Source organism: Specibacter cremeus, from assembly GCF_003946885.1.
GTDB lineage: Bacteria > Actinomycetota > Actinomycetes > Actinomycetales > Micrococcaceae > Specibacter > Specibacter cremeus.
The window spans coordinates 1-14,518 of record NZ_RWKQ01000072.1 but is presented as its reverse complement, the minus strand read 5'-3'; the positions used below and the strand labels follow the sequence as shown (position 1 = coordinate 14,518).

Here is a 14,518-nt window from a genome sequence, read left to right as displayed (position 1 = left end):
GCCCGCCCGGCTCCAAAAACAGACACCAGGCAGTCATCCACCCCGTCGGCAAGCAACGGCAGGAGGTTAAATAGCAAGCTAAGCTTCGGCTCCCATGACCGTCGTCCTGGGCCGGGCCAGGGCCGAGGCGAGCAAGCCGATGTCGCGAATGGGGAACCCGTAGCGATCGATCGCTTGAAGGGCATCCTCAAGATCAAGATAGACAGTCATGCATCGGCAAGTCGCGTCAAGAGTTCCTGATCGTGTTTCGCGATGTAGTCAAGGCCGGCCGCAATGTCACCGCGACGCCGACGACGCTGCAGAACCAACTCGGCACCTTGGAGCAGCAATGCCGACTTGGAGGTGTGCTCCTCGGCAGCCAACTTGTCCAATGCGCGGTCCAGCTCTTCGGGCAAACGCAGATTCATGGCCATGTTTGATGGTACCAGTCCAGTACCACCCGGGTCGACGGGGCCGTGTGAAGGTTGCTCGGGTCCCCAGAACCCGGGCCTGTCTTCTTGGCCCATTCCGTGGTCGTTGATCCCATGAATCGACCGCACCTCGGACCTGCCGGCCACCACGTGTTCATCCCGCCGACCGCATTGGGAAAGTTACCCCCGTCTGCCCCTGGGAAGATCCGAATCGGGGTCCGATCCCTTGCCGCCTCCGGCCGGTGGCACGCCGCCGTCCACGCGCACGCAAAACCTCGGTCTCGCCCGCCAGGGGCCGGTCCTCGCCGCCGGCAGCGAGGTGATCGCCGTCGGCAGCGGCGTGGCCGACCGCGCCCACGTGCTGGACCTGTTGGCCGCCGTCGACAGCGCGTCCGCGACGCCCTGAGACGTCCACGGCCTCCGGCACGTTACCTCTCAGCCGCTACAGTGTGTGACCCTTGCAGGACATGTCGTCATCGAGGCTGACGGTGAAGACGGCGGGCCCACTGCGGGTTACCCGCACCCGGTCCTGCGGGGCGTTGGCGGCGGTGGAAACGTGGGCTATGGCCGCTTCCAACGTGGACTCCATCGCGGAAGGGTCCCAAATCTTGAGCGTCACGGAGTGCGATTCAAAGGTCATGCGCCATTGCTTTCTTTGATGATCGAGGAACGAACCGCGGGCCCGCCTCCGGGTCGAGCCGGAGAGCCCGCGTCGTGGACGCCTCCTCACTGAGGCGACCACGTCAACTGTATCCGAGCGCCTGCCGCGTTTCCCCCCTGTGTGAGCAACGGCATAGCGCGATCCGGCACCAGCGGCCCGGCTCAGTATGAAATGTCCTCGAGGACAGCGTGGTTCGTTTCGGGCAGGGCGTTGAGGACGATGACGGCGACGAGCAGGAACGGGACGACGACGAGGCCGAGCGGCGCACCGAACCGGTCCGCCGCCGTCGTCGTCCTGACGCCGTTGCCATGGGCCCGCGTGGGGGAACATCTCGGGGTGAAAGCGTAAACGGATGACCACATCCCGAAGAGGGAGAACTGCGGCGGCGAGCCGTGGATCATCAAGTGGGACGCTCAATGAGCACCTGCATGCGAACACGCCTCGGCTTCGCCTTGGGGATGGCCACCTAGTCAGGTCCGGGACCGCGTCGAATCTGGCGGCGGCCATGGCGACCTCCGCTGCCGAACTGCTGGCCGGTGAGGACAAGGCCAGGCTCAAGGAATGCGGCCGGCAGAGTTGCACCCGCGTGTTCATTGATCGGTCGCGCGGGGGAAACAGGATCTGGCGCGGGATGGAGGCGTGCGGCAACCGCGTCAAGGCGGCCAACTACCGGTCCCGCCGACGGGCTCAAGAGCGATCGTCCTCCTCGGCGGCCGCCTGAGGCCCCGTCACCGGGTGGTCCGTGGTCCGACGGCGGCGCGGGCCACGGGGGCGTCCCAGGGCATGATGGTCATGGTTCCTTGGGACTCCGGTCTGCGCCGGAGATGATGCCTGTGCCGACTTGCCGGAGGGCGGCGGCGATGACCGCATCGAGGCGGCGGAAATGGGCACCCCTCCAATAGACGTGCCCGCACCCGGTGCAGCGGGAGAAGTCGACGACGTGGGCACGGGTATGGCCGGGAAGCTCGCCCGCGATGTCCTGCGTGCTGACCGGCGCGAGGGCCGCGCCGCACAGGGGGCAGAGGGTTGACGGCGCCAGGGGCGGCGCGAACCGGTCAAGCACGTCATTCAGCTGCTCGTCGACGGTGTCGCCTCGAACGAGCGCGCCCTCCGGCAGCGCGGTGCGGTGGAGCAGGCCCCGGTCCTTGGTGAGCAGGACCCGTTCCTCGCGGATGGCCCGTTCCACGAGGTGGGCGTCCTCGGCCCCGGTCTCGTAGGCGGTGTCGATTCCCAGGATGCGGAGGCGCCGAGCGAGAGACCCCAAATGGACGTCCAACAGGAACCGTGGCGGCCGGCGCCGCGTCGGCTGGGGCCGTTCGCGGGACGCGACCGTGAGGACGGGCTCGCCCTCACCACCGTCCCGGCCGGTGGGGCGTGCGGCGAGGCCGACGGCCCGGCCGTCGAGGGTCAGCCGTCCTACCTCAGTCGGCGGGATGCCAAGCGTCCTGATGAGGTGGCCGACGGTGTCCGTTACCGGCAGGTCCGCCTCGAACCGCGGGACCCTACGGCGCCGGGACATAAGGAACCACAGGGCTGGATCGACCTCCACAGCGATGTACGGCACTCTTCCATGATGCGGCACGCGGTCGGCGACAGGACGCCGTGAAGGCGCGTGCCCGACGCGCCTCTTCATTCAGTCACCGTACGGTGGCATAATGTCGGAATGGCGGCAATCGTGAGCACATCCGATCTCGGCAAGGCGATCCGTGGCGCGCGCATCCAGTGCGGCCTGACCCAGTCAGAACTCGCACGCAAGGCCAGCGTTTCCCGGAAGCTGATCGGAGGGCTTGAGGGTGGCAAGGAGACAGCCGAACTGGGGTCTGCACTGCGCGTCGCAGCAGCGATCGGCCTGGCCTGGCCATCGCCCGCACCGTCACCGCAAAACGTCCTCGACGAGACGGCCGAGACCGTTCAGGGCGAGCTTGCACGCGCCGACATCGACTTCGCCTTGCGACTCGCCCTCGACGCGTTCCAGCAGCTCCGGACCATGAAGCCGAACGCCCTGAAGAAGCCGCGCACCACCGGCGACGCGCGATGGGATGCCCTCTTGGCTGCCGGCGCCAGGATCGCCCTGCGAGGCAGCAAGGCCAAACCTCGGTGGGGCACACCCCTTCCAGAGCCATGGTTCCCCGCCGCGGACATGCGGAGGCTCAGCGAGGCCTATCGCGAATTAACCATCCGGCGAACCCCGAAGGAGCTCGCCGACTTCAACATCTTCCTCAATGACAAGACGTTGGCGGCGGCGTGAGCCCACGGGAGTTCGGCTACGACGAAATCACCGCCCTGCTCGCCGAGCTGGGACGGCGACTCGAGGTTCGAGGTGTCCGCGCGGACGTCAGGCTTGTGGGCGGAGCCGCGGTCGCCATCACCGGGAGCAGGCGCCGACGCACACAGGACATTGACGCCTCCTACGCTCCCGCAGCCGACGTGGACGCGGTTGCCGCCGCCATGGCCTTGGAGCTCGACCTTCCCGCCAACTGGCTCAACTCGTCCGCGAAAGCATGGATCCCTCGAGGCGCGAAGTGGATCGAACTCGACCTTGATGCCCCGATCGACGTGGCCACCGCATCTCCCGAAACACTCCTGGCCATGAAACTCAGTGCCGCGCGGGAGCGCGACGAACCGGACATCCGCTACCTCGCCGGAATACTCGGCCTCACCCGACCGGAAGAGGCGGCAAGGATCGCCGAGGAGCTTTACGGTGACGACGATGTGGCCTACACGCGCTCGGACCGAGAGGACGCCGTCATCATCGCTGCCGATGCGATGGATGATCGGCGCGGCGAGGAGCCAGACCAGCACTGACGGGGACCGGCTGGGGCTCCGCCACGTAATCAGAACGTCCAACCGATCCGCGGCCGCTCATTGGCCCGTGCGGCCGTCGATGCACTCCCGCAGCAGGTCGACGTGACCGACGTGGCGGGCGTATTCCTCGATCAGGTGGACGACAATGTCGCGCGCCTCGGTCTCGTCCCCGTCGACGTCGACGATCGCGTCCAGGTTGAGATCGGCGTAGCAGGCCCGGGCATGGTCGACCTCGCCGCGCCGCGTGGCCCACGCCTCGGCGACGGCCCCGTCGTCGGCCACGGCGCCGTTGAAGTCCAGGTCCGGGTCCTCCTCGGTGCGGTAGAGCCGCGGCAGCCCTACCTGCCGCTGGAGGATCCGGCGCGTCCAGGAGTGCTCCACCCGGGCCAAGTGGCGGACCAGGCCCAGCAGCGACATTGTCGACGGCGGCACGGAGCGGGTGGCCAGCTGGGCGGCCGTGAGCCCTTCACACTTGAGCTCGAAGATCATCCGGTAGCGCTCCAGGTACTCCCCCAGCACGGCCTTCTCTCCCCGGCCCGACTCGAGCGCCTCGCGCGGATCGCTGCCGGGCTCCGCCCACATGCCGTTGAAGTTCTTGGGGACCAATCTATGCGCTCCCCACGTCCTCGAGAGTGAATACACGACGGCGGCGTCACCTCACGCTCGACGGCGCTTCATCGCCTCCCCGACGCGTCAGCGGCCGTTCCCCCTTCCGCCGCGCTACGGGTTGCGGTGGGGTCGATGACGGCACCCAGGCAACCGGTGCCGGCCGGGCGCTCGGGATGGGTGCCGCCGGCCCGTCAATGCCATGTCGAGCGCCGCGAGTGGCGCCGTCGCTCAATCGTCGCCGTCGCGGTCGTTGTCCCCGCTCTGGTTGATGGCGTCATTGACTCGATGGGGGAAGAACCCGCACGAACGCGCCTGGTGGCCTGTCAGGTAGACGATGTTCGGCACCTGGGCGGCGCCGCGCCCGAAGGCGATGGCGTTGGCATCGGCGGTCGCCAAGTTCGCCACGCCGTTGAGCACGATGGGCTGGTCGTCATCGGTGTGCCCGTCCACGGCGTCCCTGAAGTCGGAAATGTTCACTGTGGGCGCGGCCAGGCCCATCTCCAACCCGGTGGTGCGGATGATGCCGGCATGGTAGGCCTCCACGGCCAGGATGCCGGCGGCCGCGCCCAAGTAGGTCTTGTTGCTCACCAGCGGCGCGGCGCCCTTGTACGCGGTCATCTGGCGGGTGAAGAACGCCAGTCGCTCCTCCGGGCTGGCCGGGTTGTCCGCTGTGAGCATCAGGCACAGGGCCTCCTTCACACCCCACGCGGCGGCCAGCTCCCGGGTGGGGTCATCGGCGGCGACCACGTCCTCCAGCCGCTTCTTGCCGGCCTCGGAGAATGCGTCGTAGCCGCGTAGCAGCAGCTGCCGGTGCGCCCAGGCCTTGTCCGTCGTGTTGTTCCCGGGCGAGGAGTTGGCGGACCCGGGTGAGCATGTCGTTGGCCAGCTGGTCCCGGCAAGGGCGTCGACGTTCCGCGCAGCCTCAACGAACCGTGACTCAGCCGCGCACGGTGGCGGCCCTGGCGCGCAGGGCGTCGAGCATGAGCGAGAGGGCCGTCGCGAAGTTGGCGGGATCGTCCAGCGACGGCAGTGCGTGGGCGACGGCCGTGATATTGGGATACTCCCGTTCGGACAGCTGGCGGTAGTTCACGTCCCACGCCTTGAGGTCGGCCGCACGGGTCTCCGCAGCAAGAGCCGCCAGGGCGGCGTCCTGGGCTGCGTAGGCCAGAATGAAGTCGCTGAACACGCGGTAATAGCGGGCCGCGTCGACGTCGTCGAAGCCGGCGCGCCGCAGGCACCCGATCACCCGGTCGACCTTGCGGTACTCGTGCTCCCGCCGGGCAGTGCGCACGCCGGAGAACTGGGCGATCTGCGGATGCCGCAGGAACGCCGCATGCGTACGCCGGGCCAGGTCGCGGAGATCCTCCACCCAGTCGTCACTGGGCTCCGGAACCCCGTCGAGAGACTCGGCATGGAGGGCATCGAGCAGGGCCAACATCAGGTCGTCGCGGTCGCGGAAGTGCCGGTAGATCGCGGTGGGATGCGCGCCGAGCTCCTCGCCGATCGCCTGGATGGTCAGGGCCTGGGCCCCGTGGCGTTCGGAGACGCGGAACGCCGCGTCAATGATCATGTCCGGGTGCAGGCGGGGCTTGCGCCCCGGCCTGCTCTTCGGGCGCGGCGTGTAAGGGTCTGCGGACAGTCGCGGCGAACTCGTGCTCATGGCGGTTCCGTTCCGGCGCCCGGGTCGGGATCGTGTCCCGCCCCGGGCGCCACTTATTGGGTGCCGCCCAGGTAAGCGGCCCAGGGATAGTAGACGTAAGAGAACGACGCCGGCGCCCCCGTAATGCGCTTGTTCATCCAGACGGTGTTGTCCACCAGCAGTCCGGGCACCATGGGCAGCAGCCCGTCGTGCAGTTTGGCCTCGATCTGGGCGGTCAACTTGGCCCGCTCCACTGGATCGGCCGTGCCGCGCGCCTTGGCGAACAGATCATCCACACCACTGTAGCCGTACTGGTTGAACAGCCCGCCGGACACGGCCGTGGTGGCGAGCCAGTCCAGCGGGTCCGGAATGTTCGGCCAGAACTGGGTGTACAGGATGTCCACCCCGGCGCGGGTCTTCGGGTCATAAAGATAGTTGCTATAGCCGGTGCTCGGCACCACCTTGAGCTCGAAGTTGAGGCCGATCCGGTTGGCCGCGTCCTTGATCGCCAGGCCCAGCTGCTGCGTTTCCGGCACGTCGGTGACCACCATGACGATCTTCTGGCTGCGGATGTTCGCCGGCACCTTGGCCACGTACTTCTTGGCCTCCTCATCTTGGGCAGAGGCTGGCGCGGGCAAGGAGTCCTCCAGCGCAGCCAGGTCCTTGTCAGCGAACCCGAACACCGTCTTCGGCGTCTGGAGCTTGATGGGCGTGGCCGTTCCGCTGAACGTCTGCTTGCCGAGGCCGTTCCAGTCGACGGCCAGCTGCAGGGCCTTGCGCATGTCCGGGTTGCTCATGGGACCGGCCGGGTTCGCATAGACCATTGTCAGGTTGATGGGCGCCGGGCCCATATACATATTCCCGACCGGCGAATTCTTCAATTGCACCAGGCTGGGCGTGGGCACATTGAAGGTGCCGTCGATCTGCCCCGCCAGCAGCCCGGAGGTGATGGAGGAATCGTCCGTGAGGAAAGTGAACACCAGGGTTCCCACCTTGGGCTGCAGGTCCTTGTTCCAGTAGTGGTCGTTGCGCGTCAGCGTGATCGACTGGCCCTGGATCCACTTGCCGAACTTGAACGGGCCCGTGCACATGACGCCGACGGACGGCGCCCCCACTGTGGCGGCATGCTCGGTGTAGAACTTCTTCTGCACCACAACGCCGGCGTAACTGGCCAGCTCCTGATTGAACAGGTAGTCGGGCCGGCTCAGCGTCACCGTCACCTGGTGGGCCCCCGTGACTGCCACCTTGGCCACGTTCGTGTACAGGTAGTTGTAGAAGGTGGTCTTGTCGGTGAGGTTGTGGTTCAGGCTCCAGGCGACGTCGTCGGCCGTCATCGGGGTGCCGTCCCAGAAGGTGACGTCGGAGCGCAGGTTGTACACCCAGTGCAGCGGGTCGGGGTTGGTGTACGACGACGCCAGGTTGGGTTTGATCTGGAACTCCGGTGTCTGCGTGAGCAGGTTCTCGCACATGTTGGAGTTGATCATGTTCGGGGTGTAGTCGGCCGACTTGAACGGGTCCACTGTCTGCGGCTCGCCCTCGAAGACGTTCCAGGTGACCTTGTCGACATTGGACTTCGCGGCCGGGGTCATGATGGTCAGGGCCGTGGACCCGGCGAAGCCCTTGCCGGGACCTCCGGTGTTGCAGCCGGTGAGGACGGCCAGGGCCAGGACTCCGGCCATGGCCACCAGAGCCCGTGACCGGGTTCGGGATCGGTTCATCGTGCTTGCTCCTGGGGTTCGGTGGCTGCGTGCGCGCCGGGCGTCCAGTCCGCGCGGGGGACGCTGTCGCGCAGCAGGCGGGTGTATGGGTGGGTGGGGTTGTCCAGGACCTGGGCGGTGGGACCGGCCTCGACGACCTTCCCGTGCCGCATGACGATGGTGTGGTCGGTGATCTGCCGGATGACGGCGAGGTCGTGGCTGATGAACAGGTAGCTCACGCCCTTGCGTTCCCGAATGTCGGCCAACAGGTTGAGGATCTGTGCCTGGATGGACACGTCGAGGGCGGAGACCGCCTCATCCAGGATCACGATCTTTGGATCGGCGGCCAGGGCCCGGGCGATCGCGACGCGTTGCCGCTGCCCGCCCGAGAGCGCCTTGGGCAGGGCACGCAGCTGGCGTTCGTCCAGCCCCACCAGTTGGCCGAGTTCGCGGACCCGGGCGCCCACCTCTGCCCGGCCGAGCCGGAAGTGGACGCGGAGCACCTCGGCCAGGCAGTCCCCTATCCGTTGCCGGCGGTCCAGCGACGTGTATGGGTCCTGGAAGACGATCTGGATCTGCCTTCCGCGGGCACGCAGCGCCTTGACGGACCGGGCCGGATGCGTGTGATCCTCGCCGTCCAGCGTGATGCGGCCCGCAGTGGGGCGTTCCAGTCCGATCAGCATCCGCGCCGTGGTCGTCTTGCCGGAGCCGGATTCGCCGACGATGCCCAGGGAGCCGCCGGCGTGCAGCTCGAAGCCGACGCCGTCGACGACCAGCGACTCGAACTGGCCCCGGCCGAAACTCTTCGTCAGGCCCTCGACCTGGAGCAGCGGAGCGCTCATTGGGTGACCTCCTCGGTGGTGGCGCCGGCCAGCAGGGTCCCGCGCAGTTCGTCCGTGCGCAGGCAACGGCTCGCGCCGATGCCGTCGATGGTCAGCAGGGGCGGGAAGGCTTGGCGGCAGCGGTCCTGGGCGAACCGGCAGCGTGGGGCGAAGGCGCAGCCGTCCGGGGCCTCGTAGGCGCTGGTGGGGTTGCCGGGGATGGCCGGCAGCCGCCCCGTGGTGTGGTCGATGTCCGGCCGGGCCTGCACCAGGGCGGCCGTGTAGGGGTGCAACGGGTCGTCATGCAGCCGTTTCGACTGCTGCCGTTCGACGATGCCGCCGGCGTAGAGCACGATCGTCTCGTCGCAGGACGCCGCCGCCAACTCCAGGTCGTGGGTGATGAACAGCATCGCCATGCCGTACTCGCGCTGCAGCCGGCCCAGGATGCCCATCACCTCCGCCTGCGTGGTCACGTCCAGCGCCGTCGTCGGCTCATCGGCGAGGATCAGTCGCGGCCGCACGGCCACGCTCGCCGCGATCATGACGCGCTGGAGCAGGCCGCCGGAGAGTTCGTGCGGGTACTGGCGCATGCGCCGTTCGCCGTCGTGGATGCCGACCTCGGCCAGCAGGTCGATGGCGCGGCGGGAGGCCTCCCGGGCCGGCACCTTGCCGTTGATGCGCATCGCCTCGGTGAGGAAGTCCCCGATCCGGCGCACGGGGTTGGTGTGCGAGCGCGGGTCCTGGAAGATCATCGATACATCGCCGGAGCGGTAGCGGCGCAGCGCCTCGGAGCGCAGGTCGAACACGTCGGTGCCGTCGAAGCGGATGTGCCCGTCGACCTTCGCCCCTTGGGGCAGCAACCGCGCGATGGTGCGCACGGTCATGGACTTGCCCGAACCGGACTCGCCCACCAGCCCCAGCGCCTTGCCCGCCTCGAGCGTGAAGGAGACATCGTGGAGGACGCGTCGCAGCGACCCGTCCACGGGGAGATGGACGTTCAGTCCCTCGACTTCAAGCAGCGCGCTCATGCGCGGGCCTCCGATCGTTCCGTGAGCCGGTCGCCGAGCAGGTTGGCCGCGCCGACGGTGATGACGATGAGCACACTGGCGTAGATGGACTCCGCGGGTTGTTGTTGCAGGATGCCTGCCATGCCCTGGCCGACCATGGCACCCCAGTCCGCCGTGGGCGGTTGCACGCCCAGGCCGATGAAGGACAGCGCGGCAAGGTCGATGAGCGCGAAGCCAAAGGCCAGCGTCGCGTTGGCGACGATCAGGCTGGCCACGTTGGGCAGGATGTGCCGGAGGCTGATCATGCTGCCGCGCACGCCCTGCACCCGCAGCGCGGCCACATACGGCAGGGACCGCTCCCGCAGCGCGGCGCTGCGCACCACCCGGGCGATGTAGGGGATGTAGGAGATGGATAGCGCCACGATGGCCGCCGGCAGTCCCGCTCCGAACAACGCCGTGGCCAGGATGGCCAGCAGCAGGCCCGGGAAGGCGAAGATGGCGTCGATGACCCGGACCACGACGGCGTCGAACCAGCCGCCGAACCACACCGCGGCCAGGGCCAGCACCGTCCCGACGACCGTGGAGGCCGCCACTACCAGGAACGGGCCGATCAGGGCCGTGCGGCCGCCGAAGATGAGGCGGGCCAGGATGTCGCGGCCGCTGGCGTCCTGCCCGAACGGGTGGGCCGCGCTGGGGGCGTAGTAGGCGCTGGACAGGTCCACCGCGTTGGGGTCGGTGTGAATCAGGTACGGGCCGACGAAGCTGATCAGCACCACGATGGCGAGGACGGCGACGGCGGCCCAGCCGGACGGGGCAAGGCCTCCGGTCCGCCGGCGCAGCCAGGTCCCGGGCCGGTTGAGCCCTGCGGTGGCGGTGGTGGCGGTCATTGTTTCCTCCCGCTGGCGGGAACCCGGGGGTCGAGGACGGAGTACGCGAGGTCGATCAGGGTGTTGAGGACGATGAAGGCGGCGACGTAGACCAGGCAGATCCCCTGGACCACGGGGAAGTCCTTCTGCTGCACGGAGGTGACCAGCAGGCTGCCCAGGCCGTTGAGTTGGAAGACCTGCTCGACGACGACGCTGCCGGCGATCAGGCCGGCGATGGTGAGGCCGGCCACGGTGAGCACCGGCATGGCCGCATTGCGCAGCACGTGCCGGCGGATGACGAACCGGTAGGGCAGGCCGCGGCTGATCGCTGTCTGCACGTGGTCGGCCTTCATCTCCTGGCGGATCGCGGCCTGCGCCAACCGCCCCACGAAGGCGACGGAGGCGAGGGAAAGCGCGATGGCCGGAAGGATGAGGTGGTACACAGTGTCCAGCCCGCCGTTGCCGGTGCCGAAGACGGGGAACCAGCCCAGGACGACGGCGAAGACGAGCGTGAGCACGACGGCGGCGACGAACGCGGGGACGGCCATCACCGCGGTGGCGGCGGCCATGATCGAACTGGACGCGACGCCGGGCCTCAGGCCGGCGAACACACCGACGGCCAAGCCGAACGCAATGACGAGGATGGCGGAGAGGACCACCAGCACCAAGGTAATGGGACCGTGCGAACCCAGGAGCGACCCCACGCTCTCGTGGAAGAGGATCGAGGTGCCGAAGTCGCCGTGGAGCACGCCGCCGAGCCAGCGCAGATACTGCAGCGGCACCGGTTCGTCCAAGTGGTACTGCTGTTCCAGCTGTGCAATGGCCTCGGGGCTCATCGAGCGCCCGTGTGTGAGGAAGGTCAGCGGGGAACCCGGCGCCAGGTAGAGCGCGCCGAAGATGACGATGCTGGCCACGAACAGTGTCCCGAGCAGGCCGGCAAGCCGCGCGGCCACGAGCTTCAGGACGTTTACGGCCAGGCGCTTGTTGTTGTGCCGGGGACTGCCGGCTCCGAGCGCCGCCGGCGGGGCGGCATGGACGCTCATGGCCGTTCCGCCATCTGCGCCGCGAGCACATCCCGGCCGCCGACGACGGTGCGGAGGATGCGCGCCTCGAGCAGTTCCTCCGCCGGGAGGGAGAAGACGTCGCGGTCGACGACGACGAAGTCGGCCAGCAGCCCGGCGGCGAGCCGGCCGTACTGGTCCTCGGCCCGGCACGACCAGGCGGCACTGCGCGTGGCGTGTTCGATCGCCTCCGTCAGCGGCAGGGCGTAGCGGGCGATGTTCGGCGGCAGGGAGGGGTCCAGGGCCGAGCGCCTGGTCGCCGCGATGAACATGTTGGGCAGCGGCGCATAGGGCGCCGTCGGCGAGTCGGTGCCGAAGGCCAGCGTGGCTCCGGCGTCGGTCATCTCCGGCCACGGGAAGCCGCGTTCCACCCGGTCGTCGCCGAGTTGGGCCCGCCAGTTCTCCTGGATGGAGGGGTCGGAGTGCACCGGCTGCATGCTGGCGGTGATGCCGAGCGCGGCCAGGCGGGCGATGTCCGCCTGTTCCACCACCTCCAGGTGTTCGATGCGGTGCCGGCGGGGCCGGGGCCCATTTGTCTCGACGGCCCGCTCGACGGCGGCGATGGCGATGCGCACGGCTTCGTCGCCGATGGCGTGCATGGCCACCTGGAGCCCGGCGGCGTCGGCGGCGGTGACCACGGGTGCCAGGGTCTCCAGGTCCCAGATCGCCTCCGGCAGGGAACCGTCCGCGTAAGGGTGTCCCAGTGCGGCGGTGCAGCCGTCCACGGTGCCGTCGACCATGACCTTGATCCCGGTGATGCGCAACCAGGCGGAATTGTGCTTGGCCGCCAGTTCGGCGGCGCGGGCCACCCGGGCCAGGTTGGCGGCCGGGTCAAGTGAGTGCTGGATGCGCCAGTGCCCCACGATACGGGCGGTGAGCGTCCCGTTCGCCTCGGCCCGGGCCATGGCGTCCAGATCACCTTGGTCAAGGCCCATGTCGGTCGAGGCGGTGATGCCGGCGCGGCGGTAGCCGGCCAGCGCCGCCGCCAGATGGGCGTCCCGTTCGGCGTCGGTGACCTGGGCGTCGAGGGCCGGCCAGACCAGTTGCTGCATGGCGGTTTCGTCGATGTATCCGGTGGGCTCGCCGGTGGCGGGATCCTTGGCGATGGTTCCGCCGCTGGGGACGGGCGTGGTCGCATCGATCCCCAGCTCGGCCAGGGCGGCGCTGTTCAGCCACACGGAGTGGCAGTCGAAGGCCTGCGCGTAGACGGGCCGGTCGGGGACGACGGCGTCGAGGTGCGCCCGCGTGGGCCCTCCCTCCGGAAGCGCGGAATGCAGCCAGCCCTGGGCGCGCACCCGCGGCGCGTCCGGGTGCGTGCCCGCCCAGGCGCCGATGCGCGCCTGGATGTCCCCGAGGCTCGCCGCGCCCCATAGGTCGGCTTGGCCGGCGGCCTCGCCGGTGGAGACGATGTGGGCGTGGGCGTCCACGAAACCGGGCAGCACGAGGGCACCGCCCAAGTCGATCTCCCGGGCGCCGGGTCCGGCGATGCGCCGAGCCGTGGCCTCGTCGCCGACGTAGCCGATGCGCTCGCCGACGACGACGAGCGCATCGGCCCAACTTCTCTTCGCCGCGGTGAAGAACCGGGCGTTCACGTATAGATCTGGGGTCACTGGTGGCTTCCTCGCCTTGTTGCTGGCCGTGAGTGGCGGAGTGTGATCCGCGTTACAACGACAAGCATCCACAATGGCAAGGCTAATTGTCAATAGCGCTGACAATTAGCTGGCGCACCTCATTTACATGGCGAACCGATGGTTCTACCGAGCCGAATGCTCAGTCGCCGGGCCCTCCCCCTTGGGACATCCAGTAGTCGTTGATGGCCTGCACGGCCTGCTCCTTGGACATCCGGGCAACCACCGCTTCGTCCAGGCCAACGGTGTGGGTGAGCTGCCACACCAGTGCCAGCGGGAGTGCCGTGGCAGGCACCGGCGCCGCGCCGCGGGCCGGCAGCACCCCGTCCTCGACGCACGCCCAGAACTCGTCGTCGCCGACCAGGAGCTGGTCGGCGAGGATGTGGTTCCAGATCGACGGCGAATATGTGGTCCGGTCCACCGGCCGTGAAATCCGGGTCCGCAGGATCCGCCCATCGGGCAGGGCCAGCCGATACGTGGCGTGGTGCCTCACCGGCTTCCCGTGGGCATTGACCACCAATTCCCAGTGCTCGGTCAGGCAGAACTTCTCGTGGTCATCCCGACCACCCAGCCGGCGGGCGTTCACGCCGCGGAGCCGGTGAGCCAGGCGGTCAGCTGCTCATCGGTGGACAGGTCGATGAGTTGGACCAGCGCCCAGTTCTCCCTGTGGTTGGGAGCGGCATGCAGGTGGTCTTCCCAGTCTTCGGCATAGTCGCGCAACGCGTCGACGAAGTCCGCCAGGGCCTCCCCCAGCTCCGTGGCCTCTGCCGCAAGAGGCTGCCCCGGCAGGAACACGGCCCAGACGCCGTCCTCGTGCACGACCTGAACGTTCACCACGACTGTCACTTCCAGATACCGGCGCAGGCTCTCGCCATTGACGACGGCGGCCGGGGCCCGGTCGGGTCGGCGGATCGTGGACAGCCCTCCCCGTTCGCTGGAGTCCAGGATCGCCTTCAATGAATCCCGCGCCTGCGTGAACCCATAGGTGCGCCCGGCGGCGGTCTCGTGTGTGGGGGTGCTCATGCCTTCCATAATCCGCACGTACGTCATGTACGTCAAGTACGTCAAGTACGTCAAGTACGTTATTGCGGCGCCCCCTGGGGAGGATGTGCATCCAGCTCCCCCGTACCATCGGTGCCCCATTCCGGCATTTGGGGCGGAATCAAGAGGGTGCGGCTCTCTTGGGGTGACGGTCACGCGGCTTGTGGTCTTGCGCGGTGGGCGTAGTGGGTGTTGAGCGTCTCGTTGGCTGACGATGCATTGGTCATGGTGGGTGACGATGACGCTGCCGTGGTCCTGGGTCCGTCGGCGGCG

Annotated in this window: 19 protein-coding genes; 4 read left to right on the top strand and 15 right to left on the bottom strand. The window is 68.5% G+C overall.

Features of this window, described 5'->3' with window-relative positions:
- Positions 1-206 precede the first annotated feature (206 nt).
- Positions 207-413, bottom strand: a complete 207-nt coding sequence (locus EJC77_RS19470) for a ribbon-helix-helix protein, CopG family (RefSeq protein WP_240630385.1) — start codon at positions 411-413, stop codon at positions 207-209.
- Between the two features lie 223 nt (positions 414-636).
- Here EJC77_RS19470 and EJC77_RS19465 point away from each other — a divergent pair, with 223 nt between their 5' ends.
- A complete protein-coding gene (locus tag EJC77_RS19465; protein ID WP_125616720.1) occupies positions 637-816 on the top strand; it encodes a hypothetical protein in 180 nt (59 codons plus the stop codon).
- Between the two features lie 36 nt (positions 817-852).
- On the opposite strand, the gene EJC77_RS19460 is transcribed toward EJC77_RS19465, so the two are convergent.
- A complete protein-coding gene (locus EJC77_RS19460; RefSeq protein WP_125616718.1) occupies positions 853-1,050 on the bottom strand; it encodes a hypothetical protein in 198 nt (65 codons plus the stop codon).
- A gap of 182 nt (positions 1,051-1,232) precedes the next feature.
- Positions 1,233-1,433, bottom strand: coding sequence for a hypothetical protein (locus EJC77_RS19455; RefSeq protein ID WP_125616715.1), 201 nt, complete (start codon positions 1,431-1,433; stop codon positions 1,233-1,235).
- A 143-nt stretch (positions 1,434-1,576) separates the two neighbouring features.
- Here EJC77_RS19455 and EJC77_RS21290 point away from each other — a divergent pair, with 143 nt between their 5' ends.
- Complete coding sequence (locus EJC77_RS21290; protein WP_240630384.1) at positions 1,577-1,792, top strand: CGNR zinc finger domain-containing protein; 216 nt, start codon at positions 1,577-1,579, stop codon at positions 1,790-1,792.
- Between the two features lie 69 nt (positions 1,793-1,861).
- On the opposite strand, the gene EJC77_RS19445 is transcribed toward EJC77_RS21290, so the two are convergent.
- Positions 1,862-2,635: a Mut7-C RNAse domain-containing protein gene (locus tag EJC77_RS19445; protein WP_205787519.1), complete on the bottom strand. Its 774-nt coding sequence runs from the start codon at positions 2,633-2,635 to the stop codon at positions 1,862-1,864.
- Between the two features lie 99 nt (positions 2,636-2,734).
- Between EJC77_RS19445 and EJC77_RS19440 the strand changes: the two genes are divergently transcribed.
- The gene (locus tag EJC77_RS19440) at positions 2,735-3,319 is read left to right on the top strand and encodes a helix-turn-helix domain-containing protein (RefSeq protein ID WP_125616706.1); all 585 of its coding nucleotides are present in this window, start codon (positions 2,735-2,737) and stop codon (positions 3,317-3,319) included.
- Positions 3,316-3,876 carry a DUF6036 family nucleotidyltransferase gene (locus EJC77_RS19435; RefSeq protein WP_125616703.1) on the top strand — a complete coding sequence of 187 codons (561 nt, stop codon included), beginning with the start codon at positions 3,316-3,318 and terminating at the stop codon, positions 3,874-3,876. The genes EJC77_RS19440 and EJC77_RS19435 overlap by 4 nt, the downstream gene beginning before the upstream one ends.
- A gap of 57 nt (positions 3,877-3,933) precedes the next feature.
- Here the strand turns inward: EJC77_RS19435 and EJC77_RS19430 are convergent, their stop codons facing one another.
- The 11 genes from EJC77_RS19430 to EJC77_RS19380 all read right to left on the bottom strand — a co-directional run bounded on the left by EJC77_RS19430 (position 3,934) and on the right by EJC77_RS19380 (position 14,227).
- On the bottom strand, positions 3,934-4,482 hold the full coding sequence (locus EJC77_RS19430; protein ID WP_240630383.1) for a DinB family protein: 549 nt from the start codon (positions 4,480-4,482) through the stop codon (positions 3,934-3,936).
- A 231-nt stretch (positions 4,483-4,713) separates the two neighbouring features.
- Complete coding sequence (locus EJC77_RS19425) at positions 4,714-5,232, bottom strand: ferritin-like domain-containing protein (protein ID WP_240630382.1); 519 nt, start codon at positions 5,230-5,232, stop codon at positions 4,714-4,716.
- 190 nt (positions 5,233-5,422) lie between these two features.
- Positions 5,423-6,145 (bottom strand): TetR/AcrR family transcriptional regulator, encoded by a 723-nt coding sequence (locus EJC77_RS19420; RefSeq protein WP_125616700.1) that lies wholly within the window; start codon positions 6,143-6,145, stop codon positions 5,423-5,425.
- Positions 6,146-6,198: 53 nt separating this feature from the next.
- Entirely contained in the window at positions 6,199-7,842 is a 1,644-nt protein-coding gene (locus tag EJC77_RS19415) for an ABC transporter substrate-binding protein (protein WP_125616698.1), read from the bottom strand.
- Entirely contained in the window at positions 7,839-8,663 is an 825-nt protein-coding gene (locus EJC77_RS19410; protein ID WP_125616695.1) for an ATP-binding cassette domain-containing protein, read from the bottom strand. Before EJC77_RS19410 ends, EJC77_RS19415 begins: the two co-directional genes overlap by 4 nt.
- Positions 8,660-9,670 carry an ABC transporter ATP-binding protein gene (locus tag EJC77_RS19405; protein WP_125616692.1) on the bottom strand — a complete coding sequence of 337 codons (1,011 nt, stop codon included), beginning with the start codon at positions 9,668-9,670 and terminating at the stop codon, positions 8,660-8,662. The genes EJC77_RS19410 and EJC77_RS19405 overlap by 4 nt, the downstream gene beginning before the upstream one ends.
- Positions 9,667-10,536 carry an ABC transporter permease gene (locus EJC77_RS19400; RefSeq protein ID WP_125616689.1) on the bottom strand — a complete coding sequence of 290 codons (870 nt, stop codon included), beginning with the start codon at positions 10,534-10,536 and terminating at the stop codon, positions 9,667-9,669. Before EJC77_RS19400 ends, EJC77_RS19405 begins: the two co-directional genes overlap by 4 nt.
- The gene (locus EJC77_RS19395) at positions 10,533-11,558 is read right to left on the bottom strand and encodes an ABC transporter permease (RefSeq protein WP_164520498.1); all 1,026 of its coding nucleotides are present in this window, start codon (positions 11,556-11,558) and stop codon (positions 10,533-10,535) included. The genes EJC77_RS19400 and EJC77_RS19395 overlap by 4 nt, the downstream gene beginning before the upstream one ends.
- Positions 11,555-13,186 (bottom strand): amidohydrolase, encoded by a 1,632-nt coding sequence (locus EJC77_RS19390; RefSeq protein ID WP_125616686.1) that lies wholly within the window; start codon positions 13,184-13,186, stop codon positions 11,555-11,557. Before EJC77_RS19390 ends, EJC77_RS19395 begins: the two co-directional genes overlap by 4 nt.
- 160 nt (positions 13,187-13,346) lie before the next feature.
- Positions 13,347-13,790 carry a cytotoxic translational repressor of toxin-antitoxin stability system gene (locus tag EJC77_RS19385; protein WP_125616683.1) on the bottom strand — a complete coding sequence of 148 codons (444 nt, stop codon included), beginning with the start codon at positions 13,788-13,790 and terminating at the stop codon, positions 13,347-13,349.
- Positions 13,787-14,227 carry a prevent-host-death protein gene (locus EJC77_RS19380; RefSeq protein ID WP_125616680.1) on the bottom strand — a complete coding sequence of 147 codons (441 nt, stop codon included), beginning with the start codon at positions 14,225-14,227 and terminating at the stop codon, positions 13,787-13,789. Before EJC77_RS19380 ends, EJC77_RS19385 begins: the two co-directional genes overlap by 4 nt.
- Positions 14,228-14,518 lie beyond the last annotated feature (291 nt).